Here is a 15,675-nt window from a genome sequence, read left to right as displayed (position 1 = left end):
TTTAATCCCGTCGCGGACGACACGTTCCCATGGCCGAAGCAGAGATCGAGGACCTCGTCGGCGACGTCTCCCCGTCGTTCGAACACGTGCTCTCGTGCGTCTTCGGCATCCGCGACCACGAGAGCCGGACGTACCTGACGCTCATCGAGCATCGGGGTAGCACCGTCGCCGAGCTGGCGGACACGCTCGATCGCGACCGCTCGAACGTGAACCGCTCCCTGTCGACGCTCCGCGAGAAGGGGCTCGTCGAGCGTCGTCGCCGCCTACTGGACTCGGGCGGGTACGTCTACCAGTACACCGCGATCCCCGTCCCCGAGGCGAAGCGGCTCCTCCACGGCGCGCTCGACGAGTGGGTCGCCGGAGTCCACGAGTCGATCGACGCGTTCGACCCCGACGAGACGTAGGGGGCTCGGCCGGTCCTCGCCGGAGCCGGGGCCGACGGGGCCGCGGTCGGGATCGACGGGAGCGGACCCGCCGGTCGGGCGGTCACTCCCCGTTGTCGAACGCCAGCGAGACGCCGTCGGCGTCGACGGCCGCGCCGGCGGCACACACGGGATGCTCGAAGTCGGCGTCGAGGACCTCGCTCGCGGCGGCGTCGGCGTCGGCGGCCGCGAGGTCGTAGGCGGCGGGCGCGTCGCGCTCGTAGGTCGCCACGAGCGTCGGCGCGTCGACCGACTCGACGAGCAGCGCGTCCCGCCGGACCGTGCCGACCGTCGCGGTCTCCGCGCCGACCACGCCCGCGACCCGCGGGGTGTCGTAGTCGTCCTTCTCGAAGTCGAGCGCGAGGAGCGACGTCGCGAGCGCGTCGCGGGCGGGATAGCCGACCTCGAGCTTTTCGGCTATCGGGTCGACGTGCGAGCCGTTCCCGAGGACCGCGAGCGGTCCACCGGTCGACGTCTCCACGCGGCGCGCGCAGTTGTACGAGACGTACGGGTTGTCCGTCTCGGGCGCGTCCGGCGTGGGCCCCACGGTCAGCGTGTCGTCCCGATCGACCACTCGACGGTTCGGGAACGACCGCGAGGAGACTCGATACGCGCCGATTCCGGGACCGACGACGACGAACCGTCCGATGTACATACACGGCCGTGGGTATTCGCTCGGTTAAAGAACGTCGATCGATCCACGTCCGACGACAGCGACGGATCGATCGAGGGAACGAGCGGTGATAGAGCGGAGTCGTGTGCGAGCGCGTGACAGGGAGCACGCGACGCGCAACGCTTACAAACACGCGTTGAGTAGCGGTGGTGCACACAGTCCATTGGGGTAGTGGCCAATCCTGAAGCCTTCTGGGGGCTTCGACCCTGGTTCGAATCCAGGATGGACTATCCGTCTTCTCCGCGACCGACCGACGCTCCGTTCACGCCGCGTCGCTCTCCGTTTCCCGTCCCGTCGCCGCTTTCGATCCTTCGTTTCTTTCGCTTCTACTGGAACGACACACCGACCCAGTCTTGCGGTTTCCAGCTGAAGGAAGGGGGTACGTTTGGCGTGACGACCGGACCCACCTCGCGGTCGAGAGCCGCGGCATCGCGCCGTCCGTCGGTCACTTCTCGACGTCGAGCAGCGCGACGCGTTCGCGGACGACGTCGGGGAGGTCGCCGACGGTCGCGTCGAGTTCGCGGTCGGTGACCCCGTAGTAGTCGCGGACCGCCTCCTCGTCGAACGCGCCGAGCGTCGGCTCCGGCCCCGCCGAGAGGAGATCCTCGACCGACGCGACGGCCGACTCGAGGTCCGCTGGCGGGTGGGCGTCGTCGTCCTCGCCATCCGCGCCGGTGACGTCGCCGAAGTCGGCGACCACGAGGGCGGCCCGTCGCTCGCCCGGCGAGACGCCGAGGTCGAGCGCGCGGTCGATCTGTCGCCGACCCGCGGCGTACACCAGTATCTCGACCGCGGGATCGCGCGCGACCGCCTCGCCGCGCGCGATCGATCGGGCGGCGAGGCGCGTCGCGAGCCGGAGGTGCGCGGCGTCGACGACGCGGTCGGCGTCGAACGCCTGGACGACCGCGCCCGTCTCCTCGCGGATCGCCTCGAGGTCGGCCAGGAACGCGTCGAGGTCGTCGACGACGAGGACCCCCTCGACGAGGCGGGTCTCCGGACGCGGCGCGGGGTGGTTCGGCGTCGTCGCGGGGTCGAGGTCGCGGACCGAGCCGCCGGAGTCGGTTGGAGCGTCGGAGTCGACCGGATCGCCGGAGCCGGTCATCGGAAGTCACCGAGGCTGGCCTGCCCCTCGTCGTCGCCGTCGCCGCTCCCGGCGGTCGCGGCCGCGGAGGCGGACCGGTCCGCGTCGATCCCGTCCATCGAGGGGTCCTCGCGCCCGGCGTGTTCGAGGATCCGCTCCGCGGTCCGCTCGCGGCCGCGGAGCGCGCCGAGCACGACGCCCTTGTCCGCCTCTCGGAGGTCGGCGCGGGTCTCCACGCCCGCCTCGTACAGCCGGCGAGCGCGCTTGCGACCGACGTCGCGCACGCCGGCCAGGTCGAGCAGCTGCTCGCGGACGCCGTACTCGACCCGCTTTCTGGCCCGTCGGACCGCGAGGACCGCGTCGCCGTCGACACCGTCCACGTCGGCCGCGAGCGTCTCGGCCGCGCGCAACAGCCACTCCGCGGTGTCGACCTTCCCGCGGATGTCGCCGGGACCGACGCCGTAGCGCTCGGCGATCCGGTCCTCGTCGACCTCGTCGGCCCAGTCCTCGAGCAGCCGGGCGGTCTTCAGCGCCGCGAGCCAGTCCTCGAAGCGGACGTCCTCGTACTCGGAGGGCACGTCGCCGAGGAACTCCGCCTCGCGCTCGTAGCAGATCTCGGTGTACGTCTCGCGGTCCCCCGATTTCAGGTAGAGCTCGTACATGTCCGGCGTTCTGCTCACCAGGTGATACAGCCCGAGCGGGGTGATGTCGGATGCGGGATCGCCGGCGGCATCGACGTCGGCATCGTCGGCGTCGGTCTCGCCGCCGTCATCGCCACCGACCCGGCTGTACGTCCCGAAGCCGGGATCCTCGCCGTCGTCCGCCGCGTCCGCCGCGGCCGACCGCTCGTACGCTCCGGCGGCCGCCCCCTCGACCGCCGCGTCGTCGACCGCACACACGTCCCGGAGCCCGTCGATCATCGTCGCCGCGCTCATCGGGTCGAGGTAGAGTCGCGAGACGGTGTGGCCGATCCCCGTCGCCGAGAGCGACTCCGTTCCGCCCTCGCGGTCGCGCTCGAGGAAGCCGTTGGCCGCGAGGTACTCGAGGACGCTGTCCGTGACCGCGGCGAGCCGCCCCGCGTCGTCGGTCTGGGTCGCGTACAGCGTGTTCTCGAGGAACTCGAGGAGGCCGCCGCGGGTCGAGGCGAAGCCGGAGGCGACCGTCGCGAGCACGTGGGTCCGCAGCGCGGGCTCGGCGGCGAGCTTCGAGCGCACGGGCTCGGCGTCGGCCCAGACGTACCGGTCGAACAGCTCGTCCATGGTGTCGGCGTCGCTCGCGAGCAGCACCGCCTCGCCGTACGGGTCGAGTCCGGGGCGGCCGGCGCGACCGCACATCTGGTGGACCTCGAGCACGTCGAGCGGCTTCATTCCGCCGAACTCGCCGTCGTAGCGCCGCCAGTCGCGGACGACGACCCGCCGTGCGGGGGTGTTGACTCCGGCCGCGAGCGTCGGCGTCGCGGAGACGCACTTGATCAGTCGGTCGCGGAACGCGCCCTCGATCAGACTCCGGTGTTCGGCCGCGAGCCCGGCGTGGTGGAAGGCGGACCCGTCCTCGACCGCGTCGGCGAGGTCCTCGGAGGTGTCGGTGTCGGAGACGCCGCGAATCTCCGCGGCCAGCTCGCGGAGCCGGTCGCGCTCGTCGACCGTGAGCCGCGGTCCGGTCACGTCCGCGAGCTTCCGCGCCGACGACTCGGCGTTCCGCCGGGAGTTGACGAACACGAGCGAGGAGCCGCCCTGTCCCTCCTCCTCCGTGTCGAGCGCGTCCGCGACGAGTCGCGCGGTCTGCTCCTCGCCGCGGTCGACTGGCACCTCCCGCTGGCTCCCGTCGTCGAAGTTGATCGCGTTGCCGAAGTGGACGCCGACGCGGAGGTCGATCGGCCGCCACTCCGACTCGACGAGTTCGGCGTCGAGCCACTCGGCGATGACGTCGGCGTTGCCGACGGTCGCCGACAGCGCGACGGTCTGGAGGCCGGGATTCACCTGCCGGAGCTTCGCGAGCGTCACTTCGAGGGTCGGGCCGCGGCTCGCGTCGTCGACGAGGTGAACCTCGTCGCTCACGACGCAGGTCAAATCGTCGATCCACGGCGCGCCGTTGCGGATCAGCGAGTCCACCTTCTCCGAGGTGGCGACGATGACGTCGCGGGTCGCGAGCCACTCGCCGTCGGAGTCGTAGTTGCCCGTCGAGACGCCCACCGTGACGCCGTGATCCTCCCAGCGCTCGAACTCCGCCTTCTTCTCGCTGGCGAGCGCGCGAAGCGGGACGATGTACAGCGCCTTGCCGCCGCGTTCTATCGCCGACAGCATGGCGAGTTCGGCGATCAGCGTCTTGCCGGAGGCGGTGGGGACGGCCGCGACGAGGCTCTCGCCGTCGAGGACGCCCGCCTCGACGGCGGCCTCCTGGGGCGGGTACAGGTCGGCGACGCCCTCGGCCTCGAGCGCCTCGCCGACGCCCGCGGGGAGCCCGGAGAGGGCGGTCGGTTGCATTGGCCTCCCTTGGTCGCCGACGCGATTTAAACCGTCGGAACGGGGCGGGAGGGGCGGGAACGACGCCCCGAACACGCGGCTCGGCGCGCGTGAGACGAGGGACGGAGTCCCGAGGAACGCGTGCGAGGGAGCAGCGGCCGCGCCGCCGAGCGGTTTCCGGCGGCGCGGTCGATGCGAGGTTGGGGACGTGAGGTGCGGGGCGGGATGCGGTCGCCGACGACAGCATCCGTGGCTTCCGCGATATTCGGTCCGACATCGGGATGAACCGGCGGCTCGCCGGAGCGAACGGACCAGGGGCCTACGACCGAAGGAAGCCCCACACGTACAGCCCGACGACGGCGAACGCGACCGTGGTGAGCCACACGGCCTCGAGTTCGGACGCGGCCGGCTCGAGGAGGTGAACGGTGAACAGGTACCCGACCGCCCCGCCGACCGCGCCCGCCGAGACGACGACCGACACCGCGTGGTTCACGGGGATGGTCCTTCCGTCCCGCGCGTCGCTCATGGTCGTTCGTCGCCCGGTGTTCGGAAATAGGTTCCCCGCGTCGGCGGGTCGGGGAGTGACCCGGCCGATCACGACCGGACGCCGCCGGACCGCTCACACCGTGTCGTCGAGGTCGTGTTCGGCGGCCATCCGCGACGCCTCCGCGGCGAACCGCTCCACCTCGTCGGCGGGAGCCTCCCCGAGCGCGTCCTCGTCGACGTCGCGGCCGGCGGTCACCCCGCCGCCCGTGACCAGCCGCTGTTCGGCCAGCTCCTTGGTGTGGACGCGCTCGCCGTCCTCGGTCGCGTACGTCAGCCGGACGAGCCCCTTCGAGTCGAACTGCCGGTCGACGAGCCAGACTGCGGTCATGTACCGATCGGTCCGCACGTCGGGCAGTTAAACCACCGGCCGCGACCGGCGAAGCCGATCGCCGGTGAGCGACCGTCCCGTGTGCCCGCCGCCACCGCTTTGTACCCGCCTCGCGTAGCCGGCGTATGCGCGTCGAGTTCGATCGGGACACCTGTATCGGGATGTACCAGTGTGTCGCCGAGTGGGACGGCTTCGAGAAGGATCTGAACGACGGGAAGGCCGACCTCGTCGGGGGCGAGGAGGCGGACGAGGACGTGTTCGTCGTCGACGTCCCAGAGGGCGAGGAGCTCGACGCGAAGTTCGCTGCGCGGGTCTGCCCCGTCGACGCCATCGCTGTGTACGACGACGACGGCGAGCAGGTCGTGTGAAGGGTACTCGATCGACAGTTACCTGAAACCAGTTTCGCCGGTCCTTCAGAGGTCGAGCTCCGCCGCTGACTCCACGTCGAACCGGCGTACCTCCGGTTCGCCGGCGAGCAGGTCCGGGAGCGCCGCCTCGAACGCCCGGAAGTGGTCGGTCTCCGTGTGGGCCTCGAACGCCGCCGCGTCCTCGTACTGCTCGAAGAAGCGGAGCGTGGTCCCGTCCTCGACGTCGGTCGCCGCCCGGTACTCTATCGTCCCGTCCTCCCGGTTCGACTCCTCGACGAGGGTCCTCGCGTGATCGAGCGCCTCGTCGAGCCGGTCCTGCTCGATCGGGAAGACCGCGTGGAGTACGATCATCGACGGATGGAGGTGTCCGGCGACGGCTCCGAAAGCGTTCCGGTCGCGGTAGTCACACGGGTACGCGCCGATCGGGACTCTCGCTCTCTTCTCTTCCGCTCTCTACCCGTCCGCGCGCGCCTCCTCGACGATCCGCGTGAACTCGCGGGCCGCCTCCGTGATCTCCTCGTACTCCCCGCGTTCGGCCGCGTCGTAGTCGACGAGCGCGCCCCCCGCGCCGACGGCGAACGCGCCGGCCTCCACGAAGTCGGCGGCGTTGTCGGGGCCGACGCCGCCGGTCGGCATCATCGGGATCTGCCCGAGCGGCCCCTTCATCGCGCCGATGTGGGCCGGACCGACGGTCTTCGCGGGGAACACCTTCACGAAGTCCGCGCCGGCCTCGTAGCCGCGGACCGCCTCCGTCGGCGTCATGACGCCGGGCGCGCTCACGGCCCCGTAGCGGTTACACGTCTCGATGACGTCCTCGTGGAGGCTCGGCGAGACGACGAACTCCGCGCCGGCCATCAGGGTGGTTCTGGCGGTCTCGCTGTCGAGGACGGTGCCGGTGCCGATCACCACCTCGTCGTCGTCGAAGGAGCCGGAGACGTCCTCGATCAGGTCGGCGACGCCCGGCGTGTCGGCGGTGATCTCGACGGCGGTGACGCCGCCCTCGCGGAGCGCCTCCGCGATCCCGATGAGCTGGTCGGCCGGGACTCCACGCAACACCGCGACGACGCCGCTGTCGACGATCCGTGAGAGCGTCTCGTTCATGTGTCTCCGTTCCCGACCTGTTACTTAAATCCGTCCGCCGTGGATCGGCGACCGGCTCCGCGGGTCGAGACCCGATCGATCGTGCGACCGATCGACACGAAATCGGCGGCGATCCGGGGTGATCCCCGGCGAAACGGTCGCGGAGAAACACTACCCTTTTGACCCTGCTGGCGGTAACACGCGGTATAATGGGCCGACGCAAGAAGATCGTTCAAGAGTGCGAGCGGCTGATGGACAATCCGGAGCACATCCGGAACATCGCCATCGCCGCCCACGTCGACCACGGGAAGACGACGCTCTCCGACAACCTGCTGGCGGGTGCGGGCATGATCTCCCAGGACACCGCGGGCGAGCAGCTCGCGATGGACACGAAGGAGGACGAGCAGGAGCGGGGAATCACCATCGACGCGGCGAACGTCTCGATGACTCACGAGTACGAGGACACCAACCACCTCATCAACCTCATCGACACGCCGGGCCACGTCGACTTCGGGGGCGACGTCACCCGCGCGATGCGCGCGGTCGACGGTGCGCTCGTGGTCGTCGACGCCGTCGAGGGCGCGATGCCCCAGACGGAGACGGTGCTCCGCCAGGCGCTCCGCGAGGGCGTGAAGCCGACGCTGTTCATCAACAAGGTCGACCGCCTCATCTCGGAGCTCCAGGAGGGGCCCCAGGAGATGCAGGAGCGGCTCATGTCCGTCATCGCCGACGTCAACGAACTCATCCGCGGGATGGCCGAGAACATGGACGACATCCCCACCGACTGGACCGTCTCAGTCGAGGAGGGGACGGTCGGGTTCGGCTCCGCGCTGTACAAGTGGGGCGTCTCGATGCCCTCCATGCAGCGGACCGGCATGGACTTCGGCGACATCATGGAGCTCGAGCGGAACGACGAGCGCGACGAGCTCCACGAGCGCACGCCGCTCTCGGACGTCGTGCTCGACATGGTCTGTGAGCACTTCCCGAACCCCGTGGACGCCCAGCCCCGCCGCGTCCCGCGCATCTGGCGCGGCGACCCGGACTCCTCCCTGGCCGAGGGGATGCAGCTGGTCGACGAGGACGGCGAGGTCGTCTTCATGGTCACCGACATCTCGATGGACCCGCACGCGGGCGAGATCGCGACGGGCCGCGTCTTCTCCGGCACGCTCGAGAAGGGCCAGGAGCTGTACGTCTCCGGCACGGCGGGCAAGAACCGCATTCAGAGCGTCGGCCTCTTCATGGGATCGGAGCGCGAGGAGGTGGAGCACGTCCCGGCCGGGAACATCGCCTCGGTCACCGGGCTGCGTGACGCCATCGCGGGCTCCACCGTCTCCTCCGTGGAGATGACGCCGTTCGAGTCGATCGAGCACATCTCCGAGCCGGTCATCACGAAGTCCGTCGAGGCGCAGAACATGGACGACCTGCCGAAGCTCATCGAGACGCTCCAGCAGGTCGCCAAGGAGGACCCGACGATCCAGATCGAGATCAACGAGGACACGGGCGAGCACCTCATCAGCGGGCAGGGCGAGCTCCACCTCGAAGTGATCACCCAGCGGATCCGCGACAACCAGGGCATTCCGGTCATCACCGGCGAGCCGATCGTCGTCTACCGCGAGCAGCCCCAGGAGGCGTCCCGCGAGGTCGAGGGCGTCTCGCCGAACCGCCACAACAAGTTCTACCTCACGGTCGAGCCGATGGCCCAGGAGATCGTCGACGCCATCCAGCTCGGCGAGGTCTCGATGGACATGCCCGAGCTGGAGCGCCGCGAGGCGCTCCAGGAGGCCGGCATGGACAAGGACACCTCCCAGAACGTCGAGGATATCCACCGGACGAACATCCTCATCGACGACACGAAGGGGATCCAGCACCTCAACGAGACGATGGAGCTCGTCTTGGAGGGGCTCCAGGAAGCGCTCGACGACGGCCCGCTGGCCGCCGAGCCGGTCCAGGGGTCGCTGTTCCGCCTCCACGACGCGAAGCTCCACGAGGACACCATCCACCGCGGTCCCGCACAGGTCATTCCCGCCGTCCGCGACGCGGTCCACCGCGCGCTGATCGACGGCGAGGTGCGCCTGCTGGAGCCGATCCAGGACGTCCGGATCGACGTGCCCAGCGAGCACATGGGTGCCGCCTCCGGCGAGATCCAGGGCCGCCGCGGCCGCGTCGACGACATGTATCAGGAGGGCGACCTCATGGTCGTCGAGGGCATCGCGCCCGTCGAGGAGATGATCGGGTTCTCCTCCGACATCCGCTCGGCCACCGAGGGCCGCGCCTCCTGGAACACGGAGAACGCGGGCTTCCGCGTGCTCGTGGACAACCTCCAGCGCGAGAAGATCATGGAGATCCGCGAGCGCAAGGGGATGAAACTGGAACTGCCCAGCTCTATCGACTACATCTGAGCTGACGTCGGCGGATCCGATCGCGGTTTTTCCGTTTTCTTCGCTCTCTCCCTTTTCGACCGTTTCCGTTCTCTCGGCTTCGTTGAAATCCTCCTCTTCAGATGTCTCTCCGTCCGAAACGGTTGATCGATGAAGAGTGGTTGTAGAACGGGTGTTTCGATGGTGATCGGGGTGAGTAGAACGGGATCGTTGCTGGGGCGGTGAACACCTCCAAAGCCCCAGCCGCGAGGACTCGTGCGGCTTGCTGTGCGCCTCGCTCAGTCGCTTTGCTCCTTCGCTGCGGTGCTTACTGCGCCGTGCTTCGTCCTCGCGGCTGCTCCTTTGAGCCCCACTCGACCGCACAGCCCCGCACCTCACGCCTCCCCAGCCTCGTCGCCGGACTACGTCCGGCTGCCAGAGGCGCGTAGCGCCTCGCTGCCGCTCACTTCGTTCGCGGCGTCCCTCGCGGTCGGGTTCGCGAGCCTTCGGCCCGCTCACCGGCGCGCCACCGCGATCGCTCACTCCTTCGCCTGTATCGAGCACGTTCACGTGTGTTCACACGTCTCGAAGGCAACGACTGCCATCGCCGAAGGCTTATACCGATCCCGGCGACTCCTTTCGGGTATGCAGACGGGCACGACTCCCGCTCGGCGCATCGGCACGGAGCCAGCAAGCGGCCGCTCCGCGCCGACAGGAACGTGCCTGACGGCGGCGAGTTCGCGGGGGGTGATCGCGTGAGCGACACCCGCGACGGCGCGCCCGAGGAGGCGGTCGACGGCGAGTCGGCGGACGCGGAAGGCGAGACGGACCCGGCGGCCGACGGCGGTCACGACCCCTCGCCGTCGACCCACACGGTCCGGCTCGAGCTCGTCGACGAGCCGGGACAGCTGCTCGCGGCGCTCCAGCCGATCGCGAACAACGGCGGCAACCTGCTGTCGATCTACCACGAGCGGGGGAACAAGACCCCGCGCGGCCGGATCCCGGTCGAGGTCGACTTCGAGGCGACGACCGAGCGCTTCGAGGGGATAGTCGACGCGCTCCGCGCGGAGGGGATCACGGTGATGCAGGCGGGCACGGAGCGGTACGCCGAGGAGATCACCCTCGTTCTGTTCGGCCACCTCATCGACACCGACCTCTCGGACACGCTCTCGCGGATCGAGGCGTCCGCGTCGGCGTCGGTCGCGGACGTGTCGCTCGCGGCCCCGCAGGGGACCGAGGAGGTCTCGAGCGCTCGGCTTCGGCTGGAGGCGCGCTCGGGCGAGACGGCGGAGGCGATCGCGGCGGTCCGCGAGATCGCCGACGAGAAGGAGCTTCGCGTCGTCGCGCCGCTCGCGGGGGTGGAGGCGTGAGACTCGCCGTCGTCGGCGCGGGCGCGGTCGGGCGCTCCGTCGTCGAGCTGGCCGGCGAGCACGGCCACGAGGTCGTCGCGGTCGCGGACTCCTCGAGCGCGGTCGTCGCGGACTCTTCCGGCAGCGTCGACGCCGAAGCGGTCGTGACCCGCAAGGCCGAACGCGGGATCGTCGGCGACGCCGACCCGGCGGACGCGCTCGCGGCCGACTACGACGTCCTCGTGGAGGCGACGCCCACGACGCTCGGCGACGCCGAGCCGGGCTTCTCACACGTCCGGACCGCCCTGGAGCGGGACCGCCACGTCGTACTGGCGAACAAGGGGCCGGTCGCGGAGCGGTACGGCGACGTCCAGGCGCTCGCCGCCGACAGCGCCGGCGACGTGCGCTTCGAGGCGACCGTCGGCGGAGCGATCCCGGCGGTGTCGACGGTCGAGGACATCGAACCGGGCCACGTCACCGCGGTGCGGGGCGTGCTCAACGGGACCGCGAACTTCATCCTCACGCGGATGGCCGCGGAGGGGCTCGACTACGACCACGTGCTCTCGGAGGCGCAGGACCTCGGCGTCGCGGAGGCGGACCCCTCCTTCGACGTCGACGGGACCGACGCGGCGCTCAAGTGCGTCATCCTCGCGAACGTGCTCTCGTTCGGCGGGGCGGACGACCCGGCGGACGCGCGGGAGTTCTCGCTCGCGGACGCGTCCGTCGAGGGGATCCGCGACGTGCCCGGATCGGTCCTCCGGCTCGCCGCCGAGGACGGCCGGACGGTCCGGCTGATCGGCGAGGCGACCGGCGAGACGGTTCGCGTCGCCCCGCGGCTCGTCCACGAGAACGGGACGCTCGCGGTCTCGGGCACGCAGAACATCGTTCAGATCGAGACCACGCACGCGGGGAGGCTCAACATCTCCGGGCGCGGCGCCGGCGGCCCCGAGACGGCGAGCGCGATCCTCGGCGACGTGGGTCGGTTGCGCTGACTCGGGGCGGGCGCCCCCCGAGCGAGGCAGCTCGATCGACCCCCGTCGTGCGTTGGCCTGCCGTGTTCCCCGATCACAGGAATCAGGCGACAGCGTCGCGATCGAGCGTAAGCCGTATCGAAACCGTTTTAGTGGAATCAACCGAAAACGTACTCACAGAGCGCCTTAGCGCGTGATTACCCCATGAGTGACAAACCGCACCAGAATCTGGCCATTATCGGCCACGTCGACCACGGCAAGAGTACGCTCGTGGGTCGACTCCTCTTCGAGACGGGGAGCGTCCCCGAGCACGTAATCGAGCAGCACCGCGAGGAAGCAGAAGAGAAGGGCAAAGGCGGCTTCGAGTTCGCCTACGTGATGGACAACCTCGCCGAGGAGCGCGAGCGTGGCGTCACGATCGACATCGCCCACCAGGAGTTCGACACGGATTCCTACTACTTCACCATCGTCGACTGCCCGGGCCACCGTGACTTCGTGAAGAACATGATCACGGGCGCCTCGCAGGCCGACAACGCGGTGCTCGTCGTCGCGGCCGACGACGGCGTCGCGCCCCAGACCCGAGAGCACGTATTCCTGGCCCGCACGCTGGGCATCAACGAGCTCATCATCGGCGTCAACAAGATGGACCTGGTCGACTACCAGGAGTCCTCCTACGACGAGGTCGTCGAGGAGGTCAAGAACCTGCTCAACCAGGTCCGCTTCGCGACGGACGACACGACGTTCGTGCCGATCTCGGCGTTCGAGGGCGACAACATCGCCGAGGAGTCCGAGAACACGCCTTGGTACGACGGCCCCACGCTGCTGGAGTCGCTCAACGACCTGCCGGAGTCCGAGCCGCCGACGGACGCGCCGCTCCGACTCCCCATCCAGGACGTCTACACCATCTCCGGGATCGGGACCGTCCCCGTCGGACGCGTCGAGACCGGCATCCTCAACACGGGAGACAACGTCTCCTTCCAGCCGTCCGACGTGGGCGGCGAGGTGAAGACGGTCGAGATGCACCACGAGGAGGTGCCCAAGGCCGAGCCCGGCGACAACGTCGGGTTCAACGTCCGCGGTCTCGGTAAGGACGACATCCGTCGCGGCGACGTGTGTGGTCCCGCCGACGACCCGCCGAGCGTCGCCGAGACGTTCACGGCGCAGGTCGTCGTCATGCAGCACCCGTCGGTGATCACGGCCGGCTACACTCCGGTCTTCCACGCGCACACCGCGCAGGTCGCCTGTACGATCGAGTCCATCGATCAGAAGATCGACCCCTCCTCGGGCGAGGTCGCCGAGGAGAACCCGGACTTCATCAAGTCGGGCGACGCCGCGGTCGTCACCGTCCGCCCGCAGAAGCCGCTGAGCATCGAGCCGTCCGGCGAGATCCCGGAACTCGGCAGCTTCGCCATCCGCGACATGGGTCAGACCATCGCGGCCGGGAAAGTGCTCGAAGTCAACGAGCGATAATCGATGCAGCAGGCACGCGTCCGCCTCGCCGGTACCAGCCCCGAGGACCTCGACGCCATCTGCGACGACGTCCGCGAGATCGCGGACTCGACGGGAGTCGCCCTGTCGGGCCCGATCCCGCTGCCGACGAAGACGCTGGAGATCCCGTCGCGGAAGTCCCCGGACGGTGAGGGGACGGCGACGTGGGAGCACTGGGAGATGCGCGTTCACAAGCGGCTGATCGACATCGACGCCGACGAACGCGCGCTTCGTCAGCTCATGCGCGTTCAGGTGCCAAACGACGTCAGCATCGAGATCGTTCTCGAGGACTAAGCGCTAAGGCGTTTCTCTTTCACCCTTTCGTTTTTCGACGCGCCCAGCCGAGGCCGTATCCACCCGTTCCACCCACGCGTTCACCGCACGTCGAGCAGCCGCACGCGCCCGGCGACGAGCCCGCAGAACGCGCCGGTCGCGTGGGCGATCAGCGCGACGCCGGGCGCCGCCGTCGCCGCGGTGAGGACGACGGCGGCGAGCCCGAACAGGGCGAACTGTGCCCGTGCGGAGAGCCGAAGCCGGTCGAACAGCGTCGCGCTGACGACGTTCCCCGCGAGCAGATAGCCGCCGAGCGCGAACACCGCACCGCTGAGTCCCAACACGGGCAGCGAGGGACCGAGCAGGCCGCCGAGCGTCACCTGTGCGATCCCGGCGAGCGCGCCGGTTCCGACCACGAACGCGTGGAATCGGGGGCGGGCCGTCCGGCGCTCGACGAGGGGTCCGACGAGGAGCAGCGCGAGCGCGTTCGCCAGCAGGTGGCCGATCGAGCCGTGCGCGTACACGCTGGTGACGACGGTCCACGGCGCGGCGGAGAGCGGCGTCGACAGCGCGAACAGCCCGACGAGGCCGACGACGCCGAGGACGGTCTGTACGGCGCCGACGAGGAGGGCGATCCCGAGCGTTTCCAGGGTGGCACGCATCGGGTCGATTTGGGTGCGCGCGGTGAAAAGGTGCGTGCGTCGGGAGGGGACGAGCCCACTCGACCGCCCCCGCACCGATCGCGACTCAGATCGTCGGCGTCGACGGCGGCGGTCGTGTCGCGCACGTCCGCAAACGAGGGCAGCGCGCGTTCCTTTCGGAATATTGTGCGCCGTCCGGTGTCGCGTAGGTGAGGATCACCATATTTTGCTCGTCGTCAGAGTAGGTTCGCTCGACAAGCCACATCCGAGTCCGCTCCGAACCGGCGAACTCGGCCCGTTCGTCTCCGTTAGACCCGTCGCGCTCCGCTTCGTCCTCGCGGCCCGTCGCGGCTTCGTTCATGCGTGGTCGTTCGGCTCCCATGAACAAACGCGTCGTGCCGGTCCGTCTCAGCGAACCGCCAGCGTTAAATCATTTAGGTCGACCTAAACAATTGTATGAATCCGCGCCTCGCCGTCGCTCGACTCCGTGACCGCCTCCCTCGGGGGTGGCTCACGATCGCAGGAACCGTCCTCGTCCTCGGGATCGGCGGAGCGGTGTTGACGCGGACGCTCGACCTCGACGCCGTCGTCGAAGCGGCCGCGACCGCGAACCCGACGCTCCTCGTCGCGGCGCTCGTCGCCTACCTCCTCTCGTGGCCGATCCGGGGCCGCCGGTACGGGGACGTGCTCGCGGCGATGGGGCGGCGCTACCGGGTCGGATTCCTCACGGCGACGGTGTTCGCGAGCCAGACCGCGAACCTCGTGATCCCGGCGCGGGCCGGCGACGCGGTCCGCGCGTACCTGCTCAAGGAGCATCGGGACGTGCCGTACCCGACGGGGGTCGCGTCGCTCGCGGTCGAGCGCGCGTTCGACCTCGTGGCGATCGGGGCCCTCGGCGGCGTCGCGCTCGGCATCCTGCTCCTGACCGGTCGGTCGCCCGGATCGGGCGAGTCGATCGGCGCCGTCGCGCCGTCGACCGCGCTCGCGGCCGCGGCCGGTATCGCCGCCGTCGCCGGAACCCTCTCGGTCGCGGCGGTCGCGGTCGCCCGGAGCGACCGGCGGTTCGGCCCCGCGCTCCGCGCCCGCGTCTCGCGGCCGCGTCTCTCGCGGGCCGTCGACGCGGTCGTCCGGTTCGGCTCGTCCGTCCGGGTCGTCGCGGCCGACCCCCGACGCCTCGGTACGGTGTTCCTCTGGAGCGCCGTCGTCTGGGCGCTCGACGTCCTCACGGCCGTCCTCGTGCTCGCCGCGCTCACGGGCGGGGTCGGGGGGGTCGTCCCGACGCCGACGCTGCTCGTCGTCGGGACGCTCGCGGTCAGCGTCGGCAACCTCGCGAAGGTGCTCCCGCTCTCGCAGGGCGGGATCGGCCTCTACGAGGCGGCGTTCACCGGTCTCGTCGTGAGCGCTACGGGGCTGCCCGTCGAGACGGCGCTCGCGGCGGCGATCCTCGACCACGCGCTGAAGAACGCGGTGACGCTCGCGGGCGGCGGGGTGGCGGCGCTCGCGCTCGGTCTCTCACCCACCGCCGGCCCCGCCGCGGACGGCGAGCCGACCCCCTCGGTGCAGGCCGACGGCGGCAGTCTCACCGACGACTCGTGGTGAACGCCGGCGGCGGGGGTACCGCGGCGGACGACGAATC

At 70.1% G+C, this 15,675-nt stretch carries 16 protein-coding genes, 1 tRNA gene and 1 pseudogene; 9 read left to right on the top strand and 9 right to left on the bottom strand.

All coding sequences use genetic code 11. From position 1 onward, the window contains the following. Nucleotides 1–29: 29 nt before the first annotated feature. Nucleotides 30–404: a helix-turn-helix domain-containing protein gene (locus NO889_RS03675; RefSeq protein WP_256410900.1), complete on the top strand. Its 375-nt coding sequence runs from the start codon at nucleotides 30–32 to the stop codon at nucleotides 402–404. 82 nt (nucleotides 405–486) lie between these two features. Here the strand turns inward: NO889_RS03675 and NO889_RS03670 are convergent, their stop codons facing one another. After that, complete coding sequence (locus NO889_RS03670; protein WP_256410899.1) at nucleotides 487–1,077, bottom strand: IMP cyclohydrolase; 591 nt, start codon at nucleotides 1,075–1,077, stop codon at nucleotides 487–489. 175 nt (nucleotides 1,078–1,252) lie between these two features. Here NO889_RS03670 and NO889_RS03665 point away from each other — a divergent pair. Further along, a tRNA-Gln gene (locus NO889_RS03665) sits at nucleotides 1,253–1,325 on the top strand. A 215-nt stretch (nucleotides 1,326–1,540) separates the two neighbouring features. On the opposite strand, the gene cgi121 is transcribed toward NO889_RS03665, so the two are convergent. The 4 genes from cgi121 to NO889_RS03645 all read right to left on the bottom strand — a co-directional run bounded on the left by cgi121 (nucleotide 1,541) and on the right by NO889_RS03645 (nucleotide 5,512). Then, on the bottom strand, nucleotides 1,541–2,197 hold the full coding sequence (gene cgi121 / locus NO889_RS03660) for a KEOPS complex subunit Cgi121 (protein ID WP_256410898.1): 657 nt from the start codon (nucleotides 2,195–2,197) through the stop codon (nucleotides 1,541–1,543). After that, a complete protein-coding gene (locus NO889_RS03655; RefSeq protein ID WP_256410897.1) occupies nucleotides 2,194–4,659 on the bottom strand; it encodes an ATP-dependent DNA helicase in 2,466 nt (821 codons plus the stop codon). Before NO889_RS03655 ends, cgi121 begins: the two co-directional genes overlap by 4 nt. 298 nt (nucleotides 4,660–4,957) lie before the next feature. Further along, nucleotides 4,958–5,164 (bottom strand): hypothetical protein, encoded by a 207-nt coding sequence (locus NO889_RS03650; RefSeq protein ID WP_256410896.1) that lies wholly within the window; start codon nucleotides 5,162–5,164, stop codon nucleotides 4,958–4,960. Between the two features lie 93 nt (nucleotides 5,165–5,257). Continuing rightward, complete coding sequence (locus NO889_RS03645) at nucleotides 5,258–5,512, bottom strand: DUF7967 family protein (RefSeq protein WP_256410895.1); 255 nt, start codon at nucleotides 5,510–5,512, stop codon at nucleotides 5,258–5,260. 125 nt (nucleotides 5,513–5,637) lie between these two features. On the opposite strand from NO889_RS03645, the gene NO889_RS03640 reads away from it, so the two are divergent. Beyond that, on the top strand, nucleotides 5,638–5,880 hold the full coding sequence (locus NO889_RS03640; RefSeq protein ID WP_256410893.1) for a ferredoxin: 243 nt from the start codon (nucleotides 5,638–5,640) through the stop codon (nucleotides 5,878–5,880). 45 nt (nucleotides 5,881–5,925) lie between these two features. Here NO889_RS03640 and NO889_RS03635 read toward each other — a convergent pair whose 3' ends face one another. Further along, on the bottom strand, nucleotides 5,926–6,231 hold the full coding sequence (locus NO889_RS03635; RefSeq protein ID WP_256410892.1) for a putative quinol monooxygenase: 306 nt from the start codon (nucleotides 6,229–6,231) through the stop codon (nucleotides 5,926–5,928). A gap of 102 nt (nucleotides 6,232–6,333) precedes the next feature. Then, nucleotides 6,334–6,981, bottom strand: coding sequence for a bifunctional 4-hydroxy-2-oxoglutarate aldolase/2-dehydro-3-deoxy-phosphogluconate aldolase (locus NO889_RS03630; protein WP_256410891.1), 648 nt, complete (start codon nucleotides 6,979–6,981; stop codon nucleotides 6,334–6,336). Nucleotides 6,982–7,169: 188 nt separating this feature from the next. Between NO889_RS03630 and NO889_RS03625 the strand changes: the two genes are divergently transcribed. From NO889_RS03625 to rpsJ, 5 genes are all read left to right on the top strand, one after another. Beyond that, entirely contained in the window at nucleotides 7,170–9,359 is a 2,190-nt protein-coding gene (locus NO889_RS03625) for an elongation factor EF-2 (RefSeq protein WP_256410890.1), read from the top strand. Nucleotides 9,360–10,072: 713 nt separating this feature from the next. After that, nucleotides 10,073–10,687: an amino acid-binding protein gene (locus tag NO889_RS03620; RefSeq protein WP_256410889.1), complete on the top strand. Its 615-nt coding sequence runs from the start codon at nucleotides 10,073–10,075 to the stop codon at nucleotides 10,685–10,687. Continuing rightward, nucleotides 10,684–11,658: a homoserine dehydrogenase gene (locus NO889_RS03615; protein WP_256410888.1), complete on the top strand. Its 975-nt coding sequence runs from the start codon at nucleotides 10,684–10,686 to the stop codon at nucleotides 11,656–11,658. The genes NO889_RS03620 and NO889_RS03615 overlap by 4 nt, the downstream gene beginning before the upstream one ends. Nucleotides 11,659–11,841: 183 nt before the next feature. Further along, nucleotides 11,842–13,107, top strand: a complete 1,266-nt coding sequence (gene tuf, locus NO889_RS03610) for a translation elongation factor EF-1 subunit alpha (protein WP_256410887.1) — start codon at nucleotides 11,842–11,844, stop codon at nucleotides 13,105–13,107. A gap of 3 nt (nucleotides 13,108–13,110) precedes the next feature. Then, the gene (gene rpsJ / locus NO889_RS03605; protein ID WP_023497061.1) at nucleotides 13,111–13,419 is read left to right on the top strand and encodes a 30S ribosomal protein S10; all 309 of its coding nucleotides are present in this window, start codon (nucleotides 13,111–13,113) and stop codon (nucleotides 13,417–13,419) included. 80 nt (nucleotides 13,420–13,499) lie between these two features. Here the strand turns inward: rpsJ and NO889_RS03600 are convergent, their stop codons facing one another. Both NO889_RS03600 and NO889_RS16570 read right to left on the bottom strand, forming a co-directional pair. Beyond that, nucleotides 13,500–14,060 (bottom strand): rhomboid family intramembrane serine protease, encoded by a 561-nt coding sequence (locus tag NO889_RS03600; RefSeq protein WP_256410886.1) that lies wholly within the window; start codon nucleotides 14,058–14,060, stop codon nucleotides 13,500–13,502. A gap of 92 nt (nucleotides 14,061–14,152) precedes the next feature. Next, nucleotides 14,153–14,304: pseudogene (locus tag NO889_RS16570) on the bottom strand (DUF7967 family protein); the annotation flags it as partial. A gap of 191 nt (nucleotides 14,305–14,495) precedes the next feature. On the opposite strand from NO889_RS16570, the gene NO889_RS03590 reads away from it, so the two are divergent. Beyond that, entirely contained in the window at nucleotides 14,496–15,638 is a 1,143-nt protein-coding gene (locus NO889_RS03590) for a lysylphosphatidylglycerol synthase transmembrane domain-containing protein (protein ID WP_256410885.1), read from the top strand. Nucleotides 15,639–15,675: the final 37 nt, after the last annotated feature.

It is taken from the genome of Halorubrum rubrum (genome assembly GCF_024494685.1).
Classification (GTDB): Archaea; Halobacteriota; Halobacteria; order Halobacteriales; family Haloferacaceae; genus Halorubrum; species Halorubrum rubrum.
The sequence above is the reverse complement of the archived record's forward strand: the minus strand, read 5'-3'. Positions and strand labels throughout refer to the sequence as shown.